Origin of the sequence: Castellaniella sp., assembly GCF_049671645.1 — a bacterium.
Taxonomy (GTDB): Bacteria; Pseudomonadota; Gammaproteobacteria; order Burkholderiales; family Burkholderiaceae_B; genus Castellaniella.
This window is the reverse complement of sequence record NZ_JBATVG010000027.1, coordinates 84,868-106,795: the sequence shown is the minus strand read 5'-3', so window position 1 is coordinate 106,795 and position 21,928 is coordinate 84,868. Positions and strand designations below refer to the sequence as shown.

Annotated in this window: 18 protein-coding genes; 6 read left to right on the top strand and 12 right to left on the bottom strand. The window is 62.9% G+C overall.

Annotation, left to right across the window (positions count from 1 at the left end; genetic code table 11):
- Positions 1-23 precede the first annotated feature (23 nt).
- Genes WBG56_RS15015 through panB form a run of 3 tightly spaced genes read right to left on the bottom strand, consistent with a single transcriptional unit; the run spans position 24 to position 1,954 of the window.
- On the bottom strand, positions 24-659 hold the full coding sequence (locus WBG56_RS15015) for a hypothetical protein (RefSeq protein WP_424269754.1): 636 nt from the start codon (positions 657-659) through the stop codon (positions 24-26).
- Between the two features lie 5 nt (positions 660-664).
- Positions 665-973, bottom strand: coding sequence for a BMC domain-containing protein (locus WBG56_RS15010; protein ID WP_424269752.1), 309 nt, complete (start codon positions 971-973; stop codon positions 665-667).
- A 57-nt stretch (positions 974-1,030) separates the two neighbouring features.
- Positions 1,031-1,954: a 3-methyl-2-oxobutanoate hydroxymethyltransferase gene (panB, locus tag WBG56_RS15005; RefSeq protein WP_424269750.1), complete on the bottom strand. Its 924-nt coding sequence runs from the start codon at positions 1,952-1,954 to the stop codon at positions 1,031-1,033.
- Positions 1,955-2,271: 317 nt separating this feature from the next.
- Here panB and WBG56_RS15000 point away from each other — a divergent pair, with 317 nt between their 5' ends.
- Genes WBG56_RS15000 through WBG56_RS14990 form a run of 3 tightly spaced genes read left to right on the top strand, consistent with a single transcriptional unit; the run spans position 2,272 to position 5,639 of the window.
- On the top strand, positions 2,272-3,129 hold the full coding sequence (locus WBG56_RS15000) for a 3-methyl-2-oxobutanoate hydroxymethyltransferase (RefSeq protein WP_424269748.1): 858 nt from the start codon (positions 2,272-2,274) through the stop codon (positions 3,127-3,129).
- Positions 3,130-3,181: 52 nt separating this feature from the next.
- On the top strand, positions 3,182-4,069 hold the full coding sequence (locus WBG56_RS14995) for a 3-methyl-2-oxobutanoate hydroxymethyltransferase (RefSeq protein WP_424269746.1): 888 nt from the start codon (positions 3,182-3,184) through the stop codon (positions 4,067-4,069).
- 13 nt (positions 4,070-4,082) lie between these two features.
- On the top strand, positions 4,083-5,639 hold the full coding sequence (locus WBG56_RS14990) for a methylenetetrahydrofolate reductase C-terminal domain-containing protein (RefSeq protein ID WP_424269744.1): 1,557 nt from the start codon (positions 4,083-4,085) through the stop codon (positions 5,637-5,639).
- Positions 5,640-5,651: 12 nt separating this feature from the next.
- On the opposite strand, the gene WBG56_RS14985 is transcribed toward WBG56_RS14990, so the two are convergent.
- Entirely contained in the window at positions 5,652-6,596 is a 945-nt protein-coding gene (locus WBG56_RS14985) for a LysR family transcriptional regulator (protein WP_424269742.1), read from the bottom strand.
- 115 nt (positions 6,597-6,711) lie between these two features.
- On the opposite strand from WBG56_RS14985, the gene WBG56_RS14980 reads away from it, so the two are divergent.
- From WBG56_RS14980 to WBG56_RS14970, 3 genes are all read left to right on the top strand, one after another.
- Positions 6,712-7,566, top strand: coding sequence for an ABC transporter ATP-binding protein (locus WBG56_RS14980; protein ID WP_424269740.1), 855 nt, complete (start codon positions 6,712-6,714; stop codon positions 7,564-7,566).
- A gap of 14 nt (positions 7,567-7,580) precedes the next feature.
- Complete coding sequence (locus WBG56_RS14975) at positions 7,581-8,414, top strand: thymidylate synthase (RefSeq protein ID WP_424269738.1); 834 nt, start codon at positions 7,581-7,583, stop codon at positions 8,412-8,414.
- Between the two features lie 65 nt (positions 8,415-8,479).
- Positions 8,480-9,229 (top strand): sulfite exporter TauE/SafE family protein, encoded by a 750-nt coding sequence (locus WBG56_RS14970; RefSeq protein ID WP_424269736.1) that lies wholly within the window; start codon positions 8,480-8,482, stop codon positions 9,227-9,229.
- 7 nt (positions 9,230-9,236) lie between these two features.
- Here WBG56_RS14970 and WBG56_RS14965 read toward each other — a convergent pair whose 3' ends face one another.
- The 8 genes from WBG56_RS14965 to WBG56_RS14930 form a co-directional block, all read right to left on the bottom strand.
- The gene (locus WBG56_RS14965) at positions 9,237-9,983 is read right to left on the bottom strand and encodes a peptidylprolyl isomerase (protein ID WP_424269734.1); all 747 of its coding nucleotides are present in this window, start codon (positions 9,981-9,983) and stop codon (positions 9,237-9,239) included.
- Between the two features lie 9 nt (positions 9,984-9,992).
- Positions 9,993-10,682 (bottom strand): respiratory nitrate reductase subunit gamma, encoded by a 690-nt coding sequence (gene narI / locus WBG56_RS14960; protein ID WP_424269732.1) that lies wholly within the window; start codon positions 10,680-10,682, stop codon positions 9,993-9,995.
- Positions 10,683-10,692: 10 nt separating this feature from the next.
- Positions 10,693-11,385: a nitrate reductase molybdenum cofactor assembly chaperone gene (narJ, locus tag WBG56_RS14955; protein WP_424269730.1), complete on the bottom strand. Its 693-nt coding sequence runs from the start codon at positions 11,383-11,385 to the stop codon at positions 10,693-10,695.
- Between the two features lie 13 nt (positions 11,386-11,398).
- Positions 11,399-12,940, bottom strand: coding sequence for a nitrate reductase subunit beta (gene narH / locus WBG56_RS14950; protein WP_424269728.1), 1,542 nt, complete (start codon positions 12,938-12,940; stop codon positions 11,399-11,401).
- Positions 12,941-12,952: 12 nt separating this feature from the next.
- Positions 12,953-16,708: a nitrate reductase subunit alpha gene (locus WBG56_RS14945; RefSeq protein ID WP_424269726.1), complete on the bottom strand. Its 3,756-nt coding sequence runs from the start codon at positions 16,706-16,708 to the stop codon at positions 12,953-12,955.
- 79 nt (positions 16,709-16,787) lie between these two features.
- Positions 16,788-18,203, bottom strand: a complete 1,416-nt coding sequence (locus WBG56_RS14940; RefSeq protein WP_424269724.1) for a NarK family nitrate/nitrite MFS transporter — start codon at positions 18,201-18,203, stop codon at positions 16,788-16,790.
- A 307-nt stretch (positions 18,204-18,510) separates the two neighbouring features.
- Positions 18,511-19,710, bottom strand: coding sequence for a phosphoglycerate dehydrogenase (serA, locus tag WBG56_RS14935; RefSeq protein ID WP_424269722.1), 1,200 nt, complete (start codon positions 19,708-19,710; stop codon positions 18,511-18,513).
- A gap of 130 nt (positions 19,711-19,840) precedes the next feature.
- Positions 19,841-21,802 carry a sensor domain-containing diguanylate cyclase gene (locus tag WBG56_RS14930; RefSeq protein WP_424269720.1) on the bottom strand — a complete coding sequence of 654 codons (1,962 nt, stop codon included), beginning with the start codon at positions 21,800-21,802 and terminating at the stop codon, positions 19,841-19,843.
- Between the last annotated feature and the right edge of the window lie 126 nt (positions 21,803-21,928).

The window sequence follows — 21,928 nt, the reverse complement described above, 5'->3', positions numbered from 1 at the left end:
GGCTTGGCTCGATCAGTGGGTGGTCATTTGTCGACACCGCCAAGATTTTCGATGGCGGCGATCGACGCCAATTGCGCGGTGCGGGCCTCGGCCTCGGTTCCGGCCATGAACAGCCGGCCGAAACGGCCCACGTCCTGCAAACGGATGAGACGCACATTGGCGGACTTTTCCGCCTCATTGGCGGCAAGGTCGATGTATGCGGCCGGAGTGACTTCCAGCACGTACAACGCCTCGCCCGGAACCAGCATGTGGCCGCGCCGCGAGCGGTTGATCAGTTGCGCCTGGTAAGGCGATACATTGGTGATCAACTGCACCGAGGCAACCTTGGGCCGGATCCGGTCCTCCTCCTGCATCCCCAGCCGCTCCAGGATGACGCGGCCCGCCTCGCGCACGGACTCCTGGGATTCCGAGTGCACCTCCAGAACACCGAACTCGCGTTCGACGATCTGGACTCCCGGCTTGACGTCGGTGGCCTTGAGCGCCATATCGACAATGCGGAACACCTCGTTGCCGGGGGCCAGCTCGACGTAGAGCTGAGCCATCCCCGCAACGGGAATATCCCCCGACGTGACAGTGCCGAAGTACGCTGCGTACTGGGCCTGCATCCGGTCGATATAAAAGAACGCCCGCAATTGCAGATTGCTGCTGTTCGTCGTCATGGCCGTCACTTGGCGTGAGAGGCGTCGGCGGCGCGCGCCGGCAGGACTGCGGACAGGTCGCCGTGCGGGCGCGGAATGACGTGAACCGACACCAGGTCGCCGACCCGCTTGGCTGCGGCCGCCCCCGCGTCGGTGGCCGCCTTGACCGCGCCGACATCGCCGCGAACCATCACGGTCACAAAACCGCCGCCGATCATCTCCTTGCCCAGCAGCGACACATTGGCCGCTTTGACCATGGCGTCAGCCGCCTCGATTGCGCCTACCAGGCCCCGCGTTTCCACCAGACCCAGAGCGATATGACCATCGTTTGCCATTTTCTCTACCTCAAAAGTGATGATTTAAATAAAGGGGTACGACACTGGAACCACTGCCTATGCCGCAACCGTGAAGCCACCCGACTGGGCGTGGTTGAAAGAAACCTTGTCGTCGAGCGACCGCAGGTGCCGCAGCATGTCGGCCAAGACCTGATCGTCCGCCCGGACGGTATGTTGCGATGCAGGAAACTGGCGTTGCTCGACGCTGTCCCGGAAACGGACATAACCTTCGATCGCGGCCTGGCCCAGATGGGCGAACTGCTGCACGAACTTGGGAACGAACTTGTCGAACAAGCCCAGCATGTCCTGGGTGACCAGCCCCTGGCCATCACAGTAGGGGCCTGCTCCGATGCCGATCGTGGGCACGTCGATCAACTGCGTAATGAGCTGCGCGAGGCGGTCGGGGATGCATTCCAGGATGACGGCAAAAGCGCCGGCGTCGGCAAGCGACAGCGCGTCTTCCACGGTTTCGAGCGCCGACGGCATATCCGTGCCCAACGTGCGGTAGCTGCCGGTGCGCGCGGCGATTTTCTTGGTCAGCCCCACATGCGCCACCACGGCGATGCCACTGTCGACGAGCGCGTGAACGGTAGGCCCCAGGTCCGCGCAACCCTCGACTTCGACGGCGTTGGCGCCACCCTCTTTCACCAGACGACTGGCCGAGGCGATCGCCTCGCGGGGATTCGGATAGGACAGATATGGCAGGGTCGAAAGCACCAGGCTGTTGCCCGCCCCCGCCCTGACAGCCTTCGTGTGATGGACCATCTCGTCGAGCGTGACCGACAGCGTGTCGCTGCGCCCCAGTCCGACACTGGCGAGCGCATCGCTCACAAACACGATGTCGATGCCGGCCTCGTCCGCGCAGCGAGCGAACGGGTAGTCGTACGCCGACACCATCGTGATGGAACCGGCGCCATTCTTGCGGCTTCGTATGCCGTTCGGAGTCACGCGCTTGCGTTGTACTGCGGGATTCTGGCTCATACAGAAAGATCCTGTTCTACGACGCCGGGGCCTGTCGACACGACGTGCTGAAAGGTGACATGGCGGCCAGATTATCATCGGGCATCCCATACATCCAATGCATTGTTTTCAGCAATTCAATGCATTTATTGCAATTTAAAGAAACACTCGGAAGTCTTCGCTCAGGGGGATCCCGGGATGCGCCAATAAATGCATTCATTGCATCAAAGAGGAAAAAATAATGCATTGGATGTATGGAATACCCGGTGCTAGTCTGCCTCCTGGGTATGCCGCACAGCGGCCTCACCGACATCACCGCGCTACAGGAGACACTGCAAATGAGCACCGAAAAGCGGAAAAAAACCACTATCAAGCACTTGATGAATAAAAAGGAAAAAGGCGAGATCATCGTCAGCCTCGGGGTCTACGACGCCCCCATGGCCGCCATTGCCGACGAGATCGGGTTCGACCTGCTGATCAACGGCAACGCAGGCCCCATGTCCCTGCTGGGGCACCCCACGCCGCTGACCGTCCGTTTCGAAGAACAGCTCATCCTGACTCAAGCAGTAAGCCGGGTCACGAAGCACGCCATGGTCGTGGGCCACATGCCCTACATGACCTACAACATTTCCGCGGAAGAGGCCGTGCGAAACGCCGCGCGCTTCATCAGCGAGGGCGGCGCGGACGCCGTCAAATGCGAAGGCAACAAACACACTGCCAAGAACGTGGCCGAAATCGTGCGCGCCGGCATCCCCGTCATGGGCCACATGGGCATGCAAGCCTCGCGCAAACTCGAACAAAGCGGCTACGGCTTCAAAGGCCGCTCCGCCGAAGAGGCCTACAAAATCGTCGAGGACGCGCGCGCCTTCGTAGAAGCTGGCAGCTTCGCCATGATCATCGAATACGTGCCGGTCGAAATCACGCAGTACTTGGCCCGCACCCTGCCCGTGCCTGTCATCAGCGTGGGGGGCGGGGCCTCGCCCGACGGCATCTACCTGATCAGCGGAGACGCGGTGGGCTACAGCGCCTTCCCGCGCCCCAAGCACGAAGGTTCGTTCGTCGACGTGCGCCCGCTCATCCAGCAAGGCCTGCGGGAATACAAGACGCAAGTGCTCAACGGCAGCTATCCGAACATCGAATTCACGCAGCACATGACCGCCGAAGAGCACGAGAAATTCCTGGGCCTGGTGAAGTAGCGCCAAGAACCACCGGCGACTCCGCCCCGCCCCCCCACCAGGAGACTCAGCCATGACCGAAATTCCGCGAAAGAAAGTCACCGTGAAGTCCGTGCTCGCCAAGAAACAGCGCGGCGAGCGCTTGGTCTGCATTGCCGCCTATGACGCACCGATGGCGGCGATCGCCGACGAGATCGGATTCGACCTGCTGATCAACGGCAACGCAGGCCCCATGTCCCTGCTGGGGCACCCCACGCCGCTGACCGTCCGTTTCGAAGAACAGCTCATCCTGACCCAGGCGGTCAACCGGGTCGTGAAATACGGCATGAAGGTGGCCCACATGCCGTACATGAGCTACAACATTTCCGGCTCGGAATCCGTCCGCAACGCCGCGCGCCTGGTCAGCGAAGGCGGGGCCGACGCGGTCAAGTGCGAAGGCAACCGCCACACCGCGAGACACGTGGCCGAGATCGTGCGCGCCGGCATCCCGGTCATCGGGCACATGGGCATGCAGGCTTCACGCATGCTCGAACAAAGCGGCTACGGCTTCAAGGGCCGGGATGCGGTGGAGGCGGCGGCGATCGTGGACAGCACGCGCGCATTTGTCGAAGCCGGGGCGTTCGCGATCATCCTGGAATACGTGCCGTTCGAGATCACACAGTACTTGGCCGAAACCCTGCCAGTCCCGATCGTCAGCGTGAGTTCGGGCCCCTCGCCCGACGGCATGTACATAGGGACGGGCGACGCCATCGGCTACAGCGCCTTCCCGCGTCCCAAACAAGCCAAGGCTTTCGTGGATATTTCGGCGCTCATCGGTCAAGGCCTTCGCACCTACAAGGAACATGTTCTGGCGGGCGCCTACCCTCTGGCCGAGCACACGCAGCACATGACGCCGGAAGAGCACCGGCGCTTCCTGTCCCTGTGCGAGGCATCCGCTGCGCATCAAGACCTCAATCGTTGAAGGCACGTGGACCATGGCTTACCGAAATGCGATACGCGAAGGACTGCGCGACAGCCAGTTCCTCTATACCCTGGAGCATGTGCCGGCACTGCTCAGCGACGGCAGCAAAGCGCTGGACGAACTCGCGCGCAATGCCGAACGGGTCGGGAGCGATCCGCGGATGCGCGGCGTCAACATCGGCGACCGGGTGAAATCCACCGCATGCTTCAGCACCGTGGAATGCGGCAAGATCGCCGCCGAGGCCAGCGGCCTGGTGCCCCTGCTGCACCTGGCCGGCAAAGACCGTCTGCCCCACGAAGCGACCGGCGTGATCCGCAGCGCCTTGGATGCGGGACTATGCAATCTTTTGCTGGTGACCGGCGACCGGATCATGGAGCCGACCCGGCCGGGCCGCACCCGCTACCATGAGTCCGTGGTTGCGATCCAGGATGCCAAGAGCATGGACCGCGACTGCACCGTCGCCACCGCCATGTCCCCGTTCAAGTACCGCGAGGAGGAGCTTGCGAACCAGTACCTGAAAATGGTCAAGAAGATCGGGGCGGGCGCAAACTACATCATCACGAACTGCAGCTGGGACATGCGCAAGTTCGAAGAGCTGATCTGGTACCGGGACGCGCGCGGCTTCGACATCCCTATCGTCGCCAACCTCCTGCTGCCCTCCATCGGCTGGGCGCGCGGCATCCACTCGGGCCGGTTGCCCGGCGTTTATATGTCCGACAGTCTGTTCGCCCTGATCTCGGAAGAATACAAGACGGGCAAGGAGGCGGCCCGCGCCCTTTATCACCAGCGCCTGGCCATGCAGGTCGTGGGCGTCAAGCTCATGGGCTATGCAGGCGTGCAGCTCAGCGGCGTCGAAACCTACGAAGCGCTGTCCGAAATCATCGACCGGGTCGAAACGCTGGAACAGACCATCGCCAGCCGCGATGCCTGGGACCAGGCCTGGGCCGATCTCAATCGACTGCCTGATGGCCGGACAGTGACGTTCAACCCTCCTGGCGGTCTGTACATGTTCGGCCGCGAACGCCCTGCCCCCGGCAGCCTCGACGCCCTGCCGGACTTGGGCGGTACCGCTCCCTCCAGCGAGGAAATGGCCCAGTATCGTCGCATGTCGCGGATACACCAGGTGATGTTCGACCCGGGCGCAATCGGCGCCAAGGCGCTCAGGCCGCTCATGCGGGCAGTCAACTCGACCGAACCTGGCAAACGCGCGCTATTGAAATTTGAACATATGGCGAAATCGGCCGCGCTCGGATGCGAGACCTGCGGATTCTGCCGCATTGAGCACCTGAACTATGTCTGTCCGGAAACCTGCCCGAAGGGCCTGGCCAATGGCCCCTGTTCCGGTACGGATGACAACGTCTGCGAATTCAAGGACCGCGAATGCGTCCACAATCGGAAGTACCGCCTCGCCAAGGCAACCGGCCGCCTCCGGGATCTGGAGGAAGTCCTGGTGCCCGCCGTCGACGGCACGCGCGGCACCTCGTCCTGGATCAATTACTACGAGGGGACCAATCCGAAAGTGGTGCGCGTCAAAATCGGAGCTGGAAAGAAACCGAAGCCGGAACAGTAACGCATGCGAATGCTATTTTGCCGGAATGGCACGCCGATGCCTGCCGGACCGTGGCATTTCTTCGAGCGCAAATTGGACAAAGAGTTCGACCGCCGGCGAGCGCATCCGCCCTTTCAGGAGAACAACGCCAAAATGCGAGAATATCTGGAGCGCGGGAGTCAACTTGATTTCAACCAGTTTCTTTTCCTTGACGGATGACTGAAAGGCGGATACCGGGCCCAGTATGATGATATCGGTCGAAAGAGCCACCTGCTCGAGCACCAACAGATTGTCACATTCAAAACCCAGGAGTGTGCGAGGATCGCTCTTGAAGTGGAATCCTTCCATGACCTTGCTGACCCAGACATCCGGAAAGCGAAAGGCCCCGATAGGATATTCGTGCAGCGCCTCGACCGGAATCTTTTTCCCCGTCTTCAGAATCGGATGGTCTGCACGGCAGAAACAGCTGATATGCAGATCCGACAGAGGGATGATTTCGAGGTTTTCCCTGTCCAGCAATTCATGGGTATCGGCGATGAACAGATCGATTTGCTCGGCTTCCAGCAGGCGCAGCAGATTGCGCCAATGGGTGATCTCGACATGCGTGCGGATTTTCGGGTGTTCGCGCACCATTCTGGACACCATGGGGATCAGCAGCATCCCGGCCGGCACAGGCCCCATGCCGATCATTACCTCGCCGTACTCGTACGCCTTCATCAACTCGACGTCCCGCCGCAGCCCCCGGGCTTCCTGGAGGATTTTGTTCGCACGCGCGATGACGATCTTGCCATACGGCGTCGGAACGATCTTGCGCGTGCTGCGCTGGAAGAGCTTGACGCCATACTCGTCCTCGATCGACTGGATACTGCGGCTGAATGCCGGCTGGCTCAGGTGAACCGCATCGGCGGCCTGTGCAAATGTTCCATATTTTCCAAGCGCCACCACGTGACTCAGTTTTCGCAGATTCGCAGTCATCATAATCGCCGATCTCGAGATTCATTCAACCCAGGGAGGCCCACGACATGATCCGATAAATCCAATACAAAGACAATAAAGAAAACGCTGAATTCAACTGGAGGCTGGAGAAATGAAAATGAATGATTTATGGCACACTCGCCCACCGACTGCTGACACGCCCCCGAACGCGGATACCCGCGAGGACATGGTGGTCTTCGAGAATGTTTCGAAGACATACCCCCAGCATGGCAACAGCGGCCAACCGACCCTGGCGATCGATTCGCTGAACGTCCGGATCAAGAAAACGGAGATCATCAGCATCCTGGGCCCCACCGGCTGCGGGAAATCGACGGCAATGAACATGATCGCGGGCTTTGAAAGCCCCTCCAGCGGCACGGTCCTGCTGGACGGTGTGCCGGTCAACAAGCCGGGGCCGGATCGCTCGATCGTCTTCCAGCAGGCGTCGCTGTTTCCCTGGCTGACGGTACTCGAGAACATCATTCTGGGGGTGAAGTCCCGGGGCATGTCCTCAGCCATCTACATGGATCGCGCGCGCCAGCTTCTGGCGGCGGTACGCCTGACCGGATTCGAAAAGCACTATCCCTATCAACTGTCCGGCGGAATGCAGCAACGCGTGCAGATCGCCCGCGCGCTGATTTCAGAGCCCGGCGTCATCTTGATGGATGAGCCGTTCGGCGCGCTGGACTCACAGACCCGCCTGATGATGCAGGAACTGGTCCTCCAGCTCTGGCAGCAGTATCAACCGACCATCATCTTCATCACGCACGATGTCGCCGAAGCCGTATTCGTATCCGACCGTGTGCTGCTGATGAGCCAGCGACCGGGCCGGGTGAAGCTCGCGATCGACATCAACGAGCCCAAGCCCAGGGTCCAGGAATTCATCACCAGTTCACGCTTCATCCAGGTGCAAAGTGAATTGCTGCATGCGCTCAGGAGCGAAGTGCAGGACACAGTCAACCCCCCGACATGAACAGGAAGCCGCGCATGAAGACGGAACATCGGGAGACGCGTTCCAACCCCGCCGAATGTCAGTATCTCGAGCGCCTGGAGGACATTCTCACCCGGGGCGCGCGCAAGTCCGACCGGACAGGCACCGGCACACTGTCCTTGTTCGGCATGCAAATGCGCTTTTCCCTGGAACAGGACTTCCCGCTGCTGACGACCAAGCGGCTGCACCTGAAGTCCATCATCTACGAGCTGCTGTGGTTTCTGCGCGGAGACACGAATGCGCGCTGGCTGCAGGAGCGCGGCGTGACGATCTGGGACGAATGGGCGCCCGAGGACGGCGATCTGGGGCCAATCTACGGCCGCCAGTGGCGGCACTGGAAGACCGGCGATGGCCGCGAGATCGACCAGATCGCGCAACTCGTCGAGTCCCTGCGCACCGACCCCGACTCGCGCCGCCACATGGTGGTCGCCTGGAACCCGGGCGACATCGGCGACATGGCGCTGCCTCCATGCCATGCCCTGTTCCAGTTCTACGTCTCCGACGGCCGCCTGTCGTGCCAGCTCTACCAGCGCAGCGGCGACTTTTTCCTCGGGGTGCCCTTCAACATCGCCTGCTATGCCCTGCTGACGCTGATGGTGGCGCAAGTCACTGGCCTGCGGCCCGGTGAGTTCGTCCATACGCTCGGTGATGCGCACATCTACCTGAACCATCTCGACCAGGTGCGTGAACAGCTCAAACGGGCGCCGCGCCCTTTTCCCACCATGCACCTGAACCCCGCGGTGACGGATCTGTTCGCCTTCAAATACGAGGATTTCACCCTGGACGCTTATGACCCGTATCCGAAGATCGTCGCTCCGGTCGCAATCTAGAGACCGGCAGGCGCGAGGCAGCGGACGGTCATGAACAGGGCCAGGTCCCATATGCGGCATCATCCATGATTTCAGCCTGGCTGCCCGCATGGCCGGTCTTTCTCGCCCTGGCGGCCACGAGCTTCGCCGGCTGCTTGCTGCTCGGGTTCACCGGATTCGGAGCCGGCCTGCTGATGGCGCCGATCTTCAGCCTGCTGATGGCGCCTACGGACGTCCTGATACTGGTGCTCGGCATCAGCCTGATCGTCTCCTTCCCGATCATGCCGGAGGCCATGCGCCACGTCGACTGGCGCCTGGTGCTACGCCTGTTCCTTCCATCGCTGCTGGGCATACCGGCCGGCCTGGCGCTGCTCCAATGGCTGGAACCCGCCGCCATGCGCAAGACAGTCTCGTTCATGGTCATCGTCCTCGCGCTGCTGATGCTTGCCGGCTGGCACTACAGGGGACGGCGGGGCCCTCTCCAGGACACCATGACCGGGGTCCTCAGCGGAACGATGACGGCGATCGCCGGCATCGGCGGCCCGCCCGTGGTGCTATACATGCTGTCGGACCGCGACATGCCCCATGCCGCCCTGAGGGCGGCCAACATCGTGTTCTTCGTCCTGGCGCAGTCGGCCGTCCTGATCCCCCTGGGCTTGAGCGGCGAGCTGACCGCCCGCCAGGGCGTCTGGATCGTCATGCTGCTGCCTTTCGCCATCGCAGCCACCCTGTTGGGCGCCCTGCTCCATCGCAAAGCCGGCAAACGCGAGGTATTGCTCAAGCGAGCCTCCCTGTACGCTTTGCTGGGGATAGGCACGCTCGCCTTGCTTATCTAGCCCCCCGCTACTGCACCAGCGGCGACTCCGCCCCCTGCATGGGGATGCCCTGGATCTGCGCCGCGCCCACCAACTGCTGCAGGTATTGATGCACGGCGCGGCGGTAGCTGGATTCTTCCAGCCAGGCGGCCAGCCTTTCGCGCGCCTCGTCAAAGGGCACGAGACGGCCCTCGACCTTGCGGCCGGTGCGCACGATATGGAAGCCGAAACGCGTTTCGATGAGTTCGCCCGCCAGGGTGTATTCCGGCAGCGCAAACACGGCTTTCTCGAACTCAGGCACCATCTCGCCCCGGCTCAGTTCCCCCAGGGAGCCGCCTTCCGCCCCCGAAGGGCAGTTGGAATACTCACGGGCGAAGCCGGCGAACTGGCCCGCGCCTTTGCGATGCAGTTCCGCCAGATGCAGATTGGCGCGGGACCGCAATTTCTGCACATCCAGGCCGGACGTGGCCTGGAACAGGATGTGCCAGACCTCGACCAGATCGCCTTCCCGGAACTCATCCGGGTGCTGATCGTAATAGCGCCGGCAACTGGCCTCGTCGGCCTGCGGGGTGCGCACGTCTTCAGCCAGCACCGCCGCCAGCAAGGCTTCATCGCCGTCGGCGTTCAGCCCCAGGTCGGCTCCCCGCTGGCGGATCAGCTCGCGCAGCACCAGTTCCTGGCCGGCCGCCAGGCGCGGGTTGGCTTCCTGTTCGTGGTTCGGGACTTCGGCCAGGATATCGGCTTCGGCAATGGCAACGTCATTCACGGTAATCATGAGAAGTCCTCAGCGGCGCGGACGCACCAGTTGCCAGGGCCGCGCCAGATAAGTGACCGAGGCGAACCCCGACCACACATGCACCAGGCGGGTGAAGGGAAAAATCACGAACAGCGTCATGCCCAGCACCATGTGGATGCGGTAGATTTCCGGCACGCCCGCCAGAGCGCCCACGGCCCCAGCGCGGAAGGTCACGATGCGCTGCGCCCAATCGCCCAACTGCACCATGACCGCCCCGTCAGTGTGCTGCACCGAGGTAAAGAGCGAGATCAGGCCCAGGACCAGGACCAGCAATATCCACAGCAGCGTGACCCAGTCCGAGACGGTGGAATTGTGATGCAGGCGGATCTCCGACCAGCGGCGATGAATCAGCAGCACCAGCCCGATCAGGCAGATCACGCCCAGGATGGCCCCCACGACGATGGCCATCCACTGCTTGAAATGGGTAGTGACGCCGAAGGCGTGGTAGACGGCGGGCGGCGTCAACAGCCCGACCAGGTGCGTGAAGAACAGCGAGATGATCCCGATGTGAAACAGGTTGCTGCCCCAGCGCAGCGACCCGGAACGCAGCATCTGGCTGGAATCGCTTTTCCAGGTGTATTGCTCGCGCTCGAAGCGCACCAGGCTGCCCAAGAGGAACACGGTCAGGGCTATGTAGGGGTACACCCCGAAAAAAAACAGATCAAGTGTGTCTTTCATGATGGTCTCCTCAGGTCTGGCTGCCGTTCGGATGGCTGGCTCGCGCGCGTGGCGGATGAAACACGATCGGTTGAGCGCCATCGCCAGGGCGGCGCATCAGCAGGGGTTCGGTGCCGTCCGCCTGCGGCCCGAACGTGACCATGGTTTCCTCCATGTCGCCTTCGGGCGGGTCCGGCAGGACTTCGGGCTGGACGGCCGTCATGGTGCGCAACTGGGCGAAGATGCAGGCATAGGAGCTGTCCGATTCAGCCAGCTTGTCGCCCAGGCGGGCCAGCACGTGGATGGCGTCGCCCAGCAGGTCTTCAGCCGCCTGGGGCGGAATCTGCCCCAGGAATTCCAGGAACAGCGGCACGTAGTCCGGCAACTCGGTCGTGGCGGGCTCCAAGCCGTGCTTGAGGTATTCCTGCTGCAGGTCGACCATGGCCTGGCCGCGGTCGCGGGACTCGCCATGGACGTGCTCGAACAGATGCAGGGAATGGGCCGCCCGCCGATCGAACGTGGCGACGTAGCTTTCCTGCAGATCGATCAGATCATCGAACCCGCGCAGGAAAACGAACAGCGGGTCCAGGCGTTCCCGCGCGGGCGGCGGCAGCGTATCGGACAATTCGGGCAACGCGTCCAGCCAGTCCTGCTCCGGGTAACTCAGCAAAACCGACAGAACGGAAAAGACCGGCGTGTCTTGAAGGGTCAATGCATGCGTCATGGTGTCTGCCTCTTCATGCGGTCCGGGCCGGGTCCAGGAAGACCACGGACGGCTTGCGCTTGCCGCGCGGCTTGCCGAACAGCGATCCGTCGGAACTGCCCCCCGAACAGCCGTTGCCGAAAGTGAATCCGCAGCCGCCGCGGATTTCGAATGCGTTTTCGGCATTTTCCCGATGCGCGGTGGGGATCACGAAGCGGTCCTCGTAGTTGGCGATGGCCAGATAGCGGTGCATGTCCTCGACCTGATTCAGCGACAGGCCCACCTGGTCCAGGATGTCGTGCCGTTCCTGGCGATCCACGGACCGCGCCCGCATGAAGGCGCGCATGGCCAGCATGCGTTCCAGGGCAACGCCCACCGGGGCCTCGTCGCCGGCCGTCAGCAGATTGGCCAGGTAGCGCAGCGGAATGCGCAGGGATTTGACGTCCGGGATCTCGCCGAAGGAACCGATCTGGCCGCTGTTGGCTGCCGACTGGATGGGCGAGAGCGGCGGCACATACCAGACCATGGGCAGCGTGCGGTATTCCGGGTGCAGCGGGAAGGCGATCTTCCAGTCCACGGCCATCTTGTAGACCGGCGAATTGCAGGCCGCGTCCAGCCAGTTTTCGGGGATGCCGTCGGCCAGGGCCTGGCGGCGGACCTCGGGATCGTTCGGATCCAGGAACAGATCCAGCTGGGCCTGATACAGATCCTTTTCATTGGGCACGCTGGCGGCGGCCTCGATGCCGTCGGCGTCGTACAGCAACACGCCCAGGTAGCGGATGCGCCCGACACAGGTTTCGGAACAGACCGTGGGCTGGCCGGCCTCGATGCGGGGATAGCAGAAGATGCACTTTTCCGCCTTGCCGGACTTCCAGTTGTAGTAGATCTTTTTATAGGGACAGCCGGAAATGCACATGCGCCAGCCCCGGCATTTATCCTGATCGATCAGGACGATGCCGTCTTCGGCGCGCTTGTAGATGGACCCCGACGGGCAACTGGCGACGCAGGTCGGATTCAGGCAGTGTTCGCACAGCCGCGGCAGGTACATCATGAAGGTGTTTTCAAACTGCCCGTAGATGTCTTTCTGCACCGCCTCGAAGTTGTAGTCCTTGGAGCGTTTGGCGAATTCGCCGCCCAGGATCTCTTCCCAGTTGGGCCCCCATTCGATCTTTTCCATGCGCTGGCCGGTGATCAGCGAACGCGGCCGGGCCACGGGCGGCGTCGTGCGTTCCGGGGCCTTTTGCAGATAGTCGTAATCGTAGGTGAAGGGCTCGTAGTAGTCGTCGATCTGCGGCAGATTGGGGTTGGCGAAGATGCGCGACAGCAGCTTCAGTTTGCCGCCCTGGCGCGGTTCGATACGGCCGTTGGCCTTGCGGCGCCAGCCCCCATTCCAGCGGTCCTGATTTTCCCATTCCTTGGGGTAGCCGACGCCCGGCTTGGTCTCGACGTTGTTGAACCAGGCGTATTCCATGCCTTCACGGGACGTCCAGACGTTCTTGCAGGTGATCGAACAGGTGTGGCAGCCAATGCATTTGTCCAGATTCAGGACCATGGCGACTTGTGCGCGGATTTTCATGGGTGCGACTCCTTAGGCCTGCGTCTGGACGGACACTTCGTGCGTTTCGTCCATCCAATCGACTTTCTTCAGTTTGCGGACCACCACGAATTCATCCCGGTTCGAGCCGACCGTGCCGTAATAATTGAAGCCATAGGCCAGTTGGGCATAGCCGCCGATCATGTGGGTGGGCTTGACGACCGTGCGCGTCACGGAATTGTGGATGCCGCCGCGTTTCCCGGTCAGCTCCGACCCCGGCACGTTCACGATCTTTTCCTGGGCGTGATACATCATGGTCATGCCTTCGGGCACCCGCTGGCTGACCACCGCCCGGGCCACCAGGGCGCCATTGACGTTGAAGACCTCGATCCAGTCGTTGTCCACGATGCCGGCCTTGGCGGCATCGATTTCCGACATCCAGACGATGGGGCCGCCGCGCGACAGCGTCAGCATGATCAGGTTGTCGGAATAGGTGGAATGGATACCCCATTTCTGGTGCGGCGTGATGAAGTTCAGGACCACGTGCGGTTCGCCATTGCTGAACTGCTTGTCCAGCATGGGCGTGATGGTCTTGGTGTCCACGGGCGGCCGGTACACGCACAGCGATTCCCCGAAATCGCGCATCCAGGGGTGATCCTGGTAGAGCTCCTGGCGGCCGGTCAGGGTGCGCCAGGGGATCAGTTCATGCACGTTGGTATAGCCCGCGCTGTAGCTGACCTTGTCGGACTCGATGCCCGACCAGGTGGGCGAGGTCAGGATCTTGCGCGGCTGCGCCTGGATGTCGCGGAAACGGATCTTTTCATGTTCGCTGGATCGGATCAAGTGCGTGTGGTCGCGCCCCGTGATCTTCGACAGCGCCTGCCAGGCCTTCATGGCCACGTGCCCATTGGTTTCCGGCGCCAGGGTCAGGACGGTCTCGCAGGCGTCGATGTCCGTGAAGATGCGCGGTTGTCCCTGGCCGACGCCCGGTTCGCGCTCGCGGTAGTTCAGCTTGCCCAGGAATTCGACCTCTTCCTTGGTGTCCCAGGAAATGCCCTTGCCGCCGTTGCCCAGTTTTTCAGCCAGCGGCCCCAGCGTCGTGAAGCGCTTGTAGACGTTCTTGTAGTCCCGGTTGACCACCATCAGATTGGGCATGGTCTTGCCGGGAACCAGGTCGCATTCGCCCTTGCGCCATTCACGCACGGCATAGGGGTCGGTCAGTTCGCCCGGGGAGTCGTGCTGCATGGGCTGCAGCACCAGGTCTTCGTCGGGCAGGTCCGCGTCGGCGGCCAGTTCGGAGAACTTCTTCGCCAGGTCTTTGTAGATTTCCCAGTCGCTGCGCGATTCCCAGATCGGGTCCACGGCCGCCGACAGCGGGTGGATGAAGGGGTGCATGTCCGAGGTATTCAGGTCGTTCTTTTCGTACCAGGTGGCCGTAGGCAGCACGATGTCCGAATACACGCAGGTGGTGGACATGCGAAAGTCCAAGGTCACCAGCAGATCGAGTTTGCCCTGCGGGGCCTCGTCGCGCCAGTTGACTTCCAGGGGCTTGCCCGCCCCCATTTCGCCCAGGTCCTTGCCCTGCACGCCATGCTGGGTGCCCAGCAGGTGCTTGAGGAAATATTCGTGCCCCTTGCCCGACGAACCCAGGATGTTGGACCGCCAGATGAACAGATTGCGCGGGAAATTATCGGGATTGTCGGGGTCTTCGCAGGCGAATTTCAGCTTGCCGTCGCGCAGGCCCCGCACCGCGTATTCCTTGGGGTCCATCCCGGCCGCCTGGGCATCGCGCACCACCTGCAGCGGATTGGTCTGCAACTGCGGCGCGGTGGGCAGCCAGCCCATGCGTTCGGCCCGCACGTTCATGTCGATCAGGCTGCCCTGGTATTTCGAGGCATCCGCCAGCGGCGACAGCAGCTCGGACACCTGCAGCTTTTCGTAGCGCCATTGGTCCGTATGCGCATAGAAGAACGAGGTGCCGTTCATGTGGCGCGGCGGACGCAGCCAGTCCAGCGCGAAGGTCAGCATGGTCCAGCCGGTCTGCGGGCGCAGTTTTTCCTGGCCCACGTAGTGGCACCAGCCGCCGCCCGACTGCCCCACGCAGCCGCACATCGACACCAGATTGATGATGCCGCGATACGCCATGTCCATGTGGTACCAGTGGTTCAGGCCGGCCCCCAGGATGACCATGGACTTGCCCTCGGTCTTGTCGGCGTTGTCGGCGAACTGGCGGGCCACCGTGATGACCTGCTCGCGCGGCACGCCCGTGATGCGTTCCTGCCAGGCCGGGGTATAGGGCACGTCGTCATCGTAGGACGACGCCACATTGTCCCCGCCCAGGCCGCGATCGATGCCGTAATTGGCGACGAACAGGTCGAACACCGTCGCGACCAGGACCTCGCCTTCGGCCGTCTGCACGCGTTTGACCGGCAGATTGCGCAGCAGGACCTCGTCGTGGTCCGTGCCCTTGAAGTAATCGTGATGCACTCCGCCGAAATACGGGAAGGCGACCGGTACGACTTCATCGTGGGCATCGATCAGGGACAGGCGCGGGCTGACGTCCTGGCCTCGGGCATCCTTCAATTCCAGATTCCATTTGCCGGCGTCTTCGCCGTCTTTCTGGCCCCAGCGGAAACCGATGGACCCCTGCGGGACGATGAATTCACCCGTCTGTTCGTCGCAGGCGACAGTCTTCCATTCGGGGTTGTTCTGCTGCCCCAGGCGATCGGGAAAATCGGCGGCCCGCAGTTTGCGGTCCGGCACGTAGCGGTCGCCCTGGCGCACCAGGCGCACCAGGAACGGCATGTCGGTGTACTGGCGGCAATAGCGGTCGAAATAGGCGCTTTTCCCCGCCAGGTGGAATTCCTTCAGCACCACGTGCCCCATGGCCAGGGCCAGGGCGGCATCGGTGCCCTGTTTCGGGTGGATCCACAGATCGCCGAATTTCGCGCCTTCGGCGTAGTCCGGGAACACGGAAATGACCTTGGCGCCGCGATAGCGGGCTTCGACCATGAAGTGGGCGTCGGGCGTGCGCGTCTGCGGCACGTTCGAGCCCCACAGCATGATGAATGTGGAGTTGTACCAATCCGCCGATTCGCTGACGTCGGTCTGCTCGCCCCAGGTCTGGGGGCTGGACGGCGGCAGGTCGCAATACCAGTCGTAGAAGCTGAGCAGCGATCCGCCCAGCAGCGACAGATAGCGGCTGCCCGAGGCATACGACACCATGGACATGGCCGGGATCGGCGAGAATCCGGCGATGCGGTCCGGGCCGTGGCGCTTGATGGTGTGGATGTTGGCGGCGGCGATGATCTCGTTGACCTCGTCCCAGGTGGACCGCACGAAACCGCCCAGGCCGCGCACGGATTTGTAGGCCTTGGACTTGTCGGGATCGGTGACGATGGCTTCCCAGGCCTGCACGGCATCCATGGATTTGCGCTGTTCGCGCCACATCCGGGCCAGGCGCCCGCGCAGCATGGGATATTTCACCCGGTTGGCGCTGTACAGGTACCAGGAAAACGTCGCGCCCCGGGGACAGCCGCGGGGCTCGTGATTGGGCATGTCGGGCCGGGTGCGGGGATAGTCCGTCTGCTGGGTTTCCCAGGTGACGATGCCGCCTTTCACGTAGATTTTCCAGGAACAGGACCCGGTACAGTTCACGCCGTGCGTGGAACGGACGATCTTGTCGTGCTGCCAGCGATTGCGGTAGGCGTCTTCCCAGGTGCGGTCTTCGTGGACGACAGTGCCATGCCCATTGGAAAAGGGTTCTTTGGGCCGGGAAAAATACTTCAGGCGATCAATGAAATGGCTCACGATGATTGCTCCGTTGGAAAGCGTTCGATAAAACACCGATCAATGGCGATCCGGCCGCCAGACCGGGACATGCAGGGCCTCAGCACGGGATCTCCGCGCCGCGCCGCGAGTAATACCACCAGGTGACGGCAATGGAGACGGCATAGAACACGACGAAGAACACGAGCGCCGCGTACGGAGTACCCGTCAGATCGAAGGACGTGCCGAAGCTCTTGGGAATGAAGAACCCGCCATACGCGCCCATGGCGCCGCTGAACCCCAGCACGGCGGCGGATTCCTTGGCCCCTTCGGATTCCGCCTGCGCCGGAGAGCCCGCCGCATGTCGGCGCTGAGCCAGGGTATTGAAGATGACCGGAATCATGGCGAAGGTGGACCCATTGCCGATGCCGGTCAGGAAGAACAGGAACAGAAAGGCCAGCAAAAAGCCGGTGAAGCTGCCCGGCGAGCCGGAGCCCGGCAGCGACGCCATGACGCCCAGCACGCCCAGCACCATCCAGAAGAACGTCCAGAACGTCACCCGGGCGCCGCCCAGCTTGTCGGACAGCCAGCCGCCGAAGGGCCGCGCCATGGCGCCGACCAGGGGCCCCAGCCAGGCATATTGCAAAGGCCGGATATCGGGATAGAGATACTTGATCAGCAGCGGGAAACCCGCCGAAAAGCCGATGAAGGACCCGAACGTGCCCAGATACAGGAAGCACATGATCCAGTTGTGCTTGCGCTTGAAGATGACCGCCTGTTCACGAAAGGACGCCTTGGCATCCGCGATGTCGTGCATGCCCACCCAGGCCAGCATGGAGACGATGATGATGAAGGGCGCCCAGATGAAGGCGGCGTTCTGCGCCCAGACCTCGGCCACGCCATGGGCGCCGGACAGTTTGGCCATCTGGGGCTCGCCGGCCCAGGGGCCGAGGATGCCCATGGTGATCACCAGCGGCGCCAGGAACTGCACGGAGGACACGCCCAGATTCCCCAGGCCCGCGTTCAAGCCCAGGGCGGAGCCTTTACGTTCCTTGGGAAAGAAAAAACTAATGTTGGACATGGAGGAGGAAAAATTGCCGCCCCCCAGCCCGCACAGCAGCGCCAGCAGCAACATCGTGGAATACGGCGTGGCCGGATCCTGGACGGCCAGCCCCACCCCGATGGTGGGCAACAGCAGGCTGGCGGTCGTCAGGGCAGTCCAGCGCCGTCCGCCGAAGACCGGGACCATGAAGGAATAGAAGATCCGCAGCGTGGCGCCCGACAAGGCGGGCAGCGCCGCCAGCCAGAACAGCTGGTTTTCCGTGTATTTGAAGCCCAGGTTGGGCAGATTGACGGCGACCACGCTCCACATCTGCCAGACCGCGAAGGCCAGGAACAGCGCGGGAATCGAGATCCAGAGATTGACGTTGGCGATGGCGCGGCCTTCGTGCGCCCAGAACGCCTTGTCTTCCGGGGTCCAGACGGTCAGCAGGCGGCCCCGCTGGCGTCCGGAGGCATCATCATGCACTGTGCTCATGCAAGGACTCCTGGGATAAAGACCCTGTACGATAGACCCCACGATGAATAGGGATGCTGATCTGGATCAAACCCACCGGAGTTTCCGACAAGCGCCCCAGCGCCCGGGGAAGCACACCACCCTGTCCGGAAGATTGCCCAGACCCCGTGAAGTCCAGGGCCCCATGATCTGACGGAATGGGCCCAGTATAAGTGTCTGAATCACCAAAGACTACTTGCGGCGAAAAAAAAGGCCGCATCCCGGATGGGTGCGGCCCTTCTCCGAACGCCCCGGGCCGCTTGCGCGGCGCGGGCGTCGCTTCGCGCAATCAGACGCGATCGCAGCGAATGGTGATGGGGTGGCGGCGCAGGCCTTCGACCACCTGGTCCGTGACCTCGCCATCGACGTCGGTGATGGCGTAGCCGATCTTGCCGCGGGTCTGCAACTGCTGGCTGACGATGTTCAGACCGAACTCGCCCATCAGGTTGCTGAGCGCCCCCATGGCCCCCGGAACGTTCTGGTGGATGTGGATGATGCGGACGGCGCCGGCCTGCTCGTGGTAGGAGATTTCCGGGAAGTTCACCGTGCCCTTGGTCGTGCCGCTGCTGACGAAGCGCTTCAGCTTTTCCGCGACCTCGCGGCCGATGTTTTCCTGGGATTCCTGGGTGCTGCCGCCGATGTGCGGCGTCAGGATCACGTTGTGCATCCCGCGCAGCGGGCTGTCCAGAGCCTCGTCGCGGCTCTTGGGTTCTGTCGGAAAGACGTCGATGGCGGCGCCCGACAGATGGCCGGATTTCAGGGCGCGCTGCAGCGCCGGAATATCCACCACCGTGCCGCGCGAGGCATTGATCAGGATGCTGCCCGGCTTCATGGCCGCGATGGCATCGGCGTCGAGCAGGTTGGCGGTGTCCTTGCCGCCCGGCACGTGCAGCGTGACCACGTCGGCCTGGGCCAGGAATTTCTTCAGCGAACTGGTGGCATGGGCATTGCCCAGCGGCAGCTTGGCCTCGATGTCGTGGTACAGGACCCGCATGCCGAAGGATTCGGCCAGGATGCCGACCTGGGACCCGATGTTGCCATAGCCCACGATGCCCAGGGTCTTGCCGCGGGCCTCGTAGGCGCCGTCCGCGGTCTTGTCCCAGAAGCCCTCGTGGACCCGCGCGTTCTTTTCCGGAATCCGGCGCAGCAGCAGGATGGCCTCGCCCAGGACCAGTTCGGCGACGGACCGGGTGTTGGAGAACGGCGCATTGAACACCGGGATGCCCCGCAGCGCGGCCGTTTCCAGGTCCACCTGGTTGGTGCCGATGCAAAAGCAGCCGATGGCCCGCAGGTCCGGCAGGTCGGACAGCACGCTCTGATCGAGATGGGTCCGGGAGCGGATCCCGACGACATGCACTCCTTGCAGGGCTTCGCGCAGGGCGTCTCCCGTCAATGCACCCGGATAGGTGACGACCTCGTCAAACCCGGCGGCGACGAAGACTTCCTTGGCGCTGGCATGGATGTTTTCGAACAGAACGATGCGTGCCATCTTGATCCTTCTCAAGCATTGGAAAACGACCATTGTGCGATATTTCTGAGTCCGCGTCAGGGTCATCCCTAATGGAAGCAGGGTCAAAAAGGGTCGATTTCACGGGTATCCCCGGCCCGGCCGTATATGCTTATGCCGAATCGCGCGAGATTTCTTCCCCGGCATCGGCCAGGCCGTCCTGGTCCGAATCGATCACCAGGCGGTCGCGTCCGGCGTTCTTGGCGCGATACAGACTGGCATCCGCGCGCCGGAACAACGACTGGGCGGTGTCCCCCGGCCGCCAGGCGGCGACCCCCGCGCTGAGGGTCAGCGGCAATTGGCGGCCGTCATCCAGGTCCACGGGATGCCGGCGCACGTGATCCAGCACCCGCTGGATCAGAACCGCGGCATCCTGCGCCGCCATGCCCGGCAACAGGACCACGAATTCCTCACCGCCGAAACGGGCCAGCACGTCCGATTTGCGCCGCAGCAGATTGCGCAGGACTTCGGCGACCCATTCCAGGACGAAATCGCCCACGTCGTGGCCATAGTCGTCATTGACGCGCTTGAAGCGGTCCAGATCAAAAATGGCCAGCACCACATGCGGCTCCACCCAATCGGGGCCCTCCAGCACCCGGTCCAGGGACTCATCCAGACCCCGCCGGTTCAGCAGGCCGGTCAGGGGGTCGTGCCGGGTCAGCTCGCGCAACTGCCGATTGGCCTGCTCCAGGGACCCCATTGCGGTCCGCAAGTCGGCGGTGCGGGCCTGGACCTCGTGCTGCAGGGAGCTGCGGGCCGAGGATTCGATCCGCAAGGCGCGGTCCAGCAGATCGCGCAATTGCATGATTTCGGCATAGGTCAGCAGGAAGATCTGGCTGCCCAAGCCCGCCTGCATCCAGCGTTCCTGGGCCATGAAGCCGGGAACATAGCCGAAGGCGGCCAGGCTGTAGAACAGAAAACCCGCATAGAAGACCAGCCAGGACGCCACGTACCAGCGGGCGGCGCGTTCGCCCTGCCGCGCGTGCCGGATCCCGATGGCGAACATGCACAGCATGCTGGCCAGGGCATACACGGTATTGACCTTGATGATGACTGAATACGGCGCCCAGAAGCTGGCGGCGAACAGCACGGCGCCCGCCGCGAACAGGCCCCGGATCAACTGCGTGTGACGCGGCCAGCGGTCGGCGCGAACCCCGAGAAAGACCCGCGTGAACAACAACAGGCTGAGAATCGCCAGCACTTCCGTCACCGGCACCGATACATTGGCCAGCCAAGGGGAATCCGGCCACAGGTACTGGAAGCTCAGCCCTGACATCGACGCCAGGAACAGGCCCGCGCACAGGATGTAGGCCGCGTTGTACAAGGGTTGCAGGATGCGCAGGCGCAGGAACAGTGTCAGGTTGAAAATGATCAGCAGCCCCAGCGCACCCAGGAACATGCCTTGCGCCAGACTGTGGTTCTGGGTGCCGGCCAAGGCGGATTCCGCCGTATGCAGCGACAAGGGAATGTTGATGGCGCCGCTGCTGCGCACCCGGATCACTACGCCCAGGGACTGCCCCGGCCTGAAATCCAGCGGCAGCAGGAACAGGCGATGACGCACGGGACGCAGTCCGAACGGCCGCGCGTCCCCCATGCGTTCGGCATGCAGCAAGACAGGCGCGGCGCCGGCGGGTTCGAGGTCATAGACCCAGAAGTCCACCTCATCCAGCAAGGGATAGTCCAGCTGCAGGAACCAGGTATGGTCGACCGGGTCGGGATTGCGCAGCGGCACATAGACCCAATATGCCGCCCGGGTATGGGTGAACACCAATTGATCGGCGTCGCGACGCTGCACAGGCCAGCGGCCGCTGAGCACGTCTCCCGGCCCCAGGGCCCGCTGGTCGTCCTGCACGAAGCAGACATCGGCCAGCGACGGGACATCCGGCTGCAGCAAGGACAAGGGCCGGGTCGGGCACATCGCGTCCAGGGGTTGGGCGACGGCAGCCGCAGGGCCGGCGAGCATCAGCCAGGCGCCCAGCAGCGCCTGCGCGACCAGCCACGCAAGGCGCGCGCGCCCGCGGACCCGCGAGGCACGCCACCCCCAGCCGACTTTCCGCCCATGCCAACAACCCATGCCCCTCCAGGCCCCCCATGAAACGTATCAGGGTTATGCTGCATCAGTACATTATGCATGTGAAGCCCGCGCCTCGCGATTTTTTAAACCGTCGTGTTAGGCTAAAGCGTTCACGTGGCCCTTATT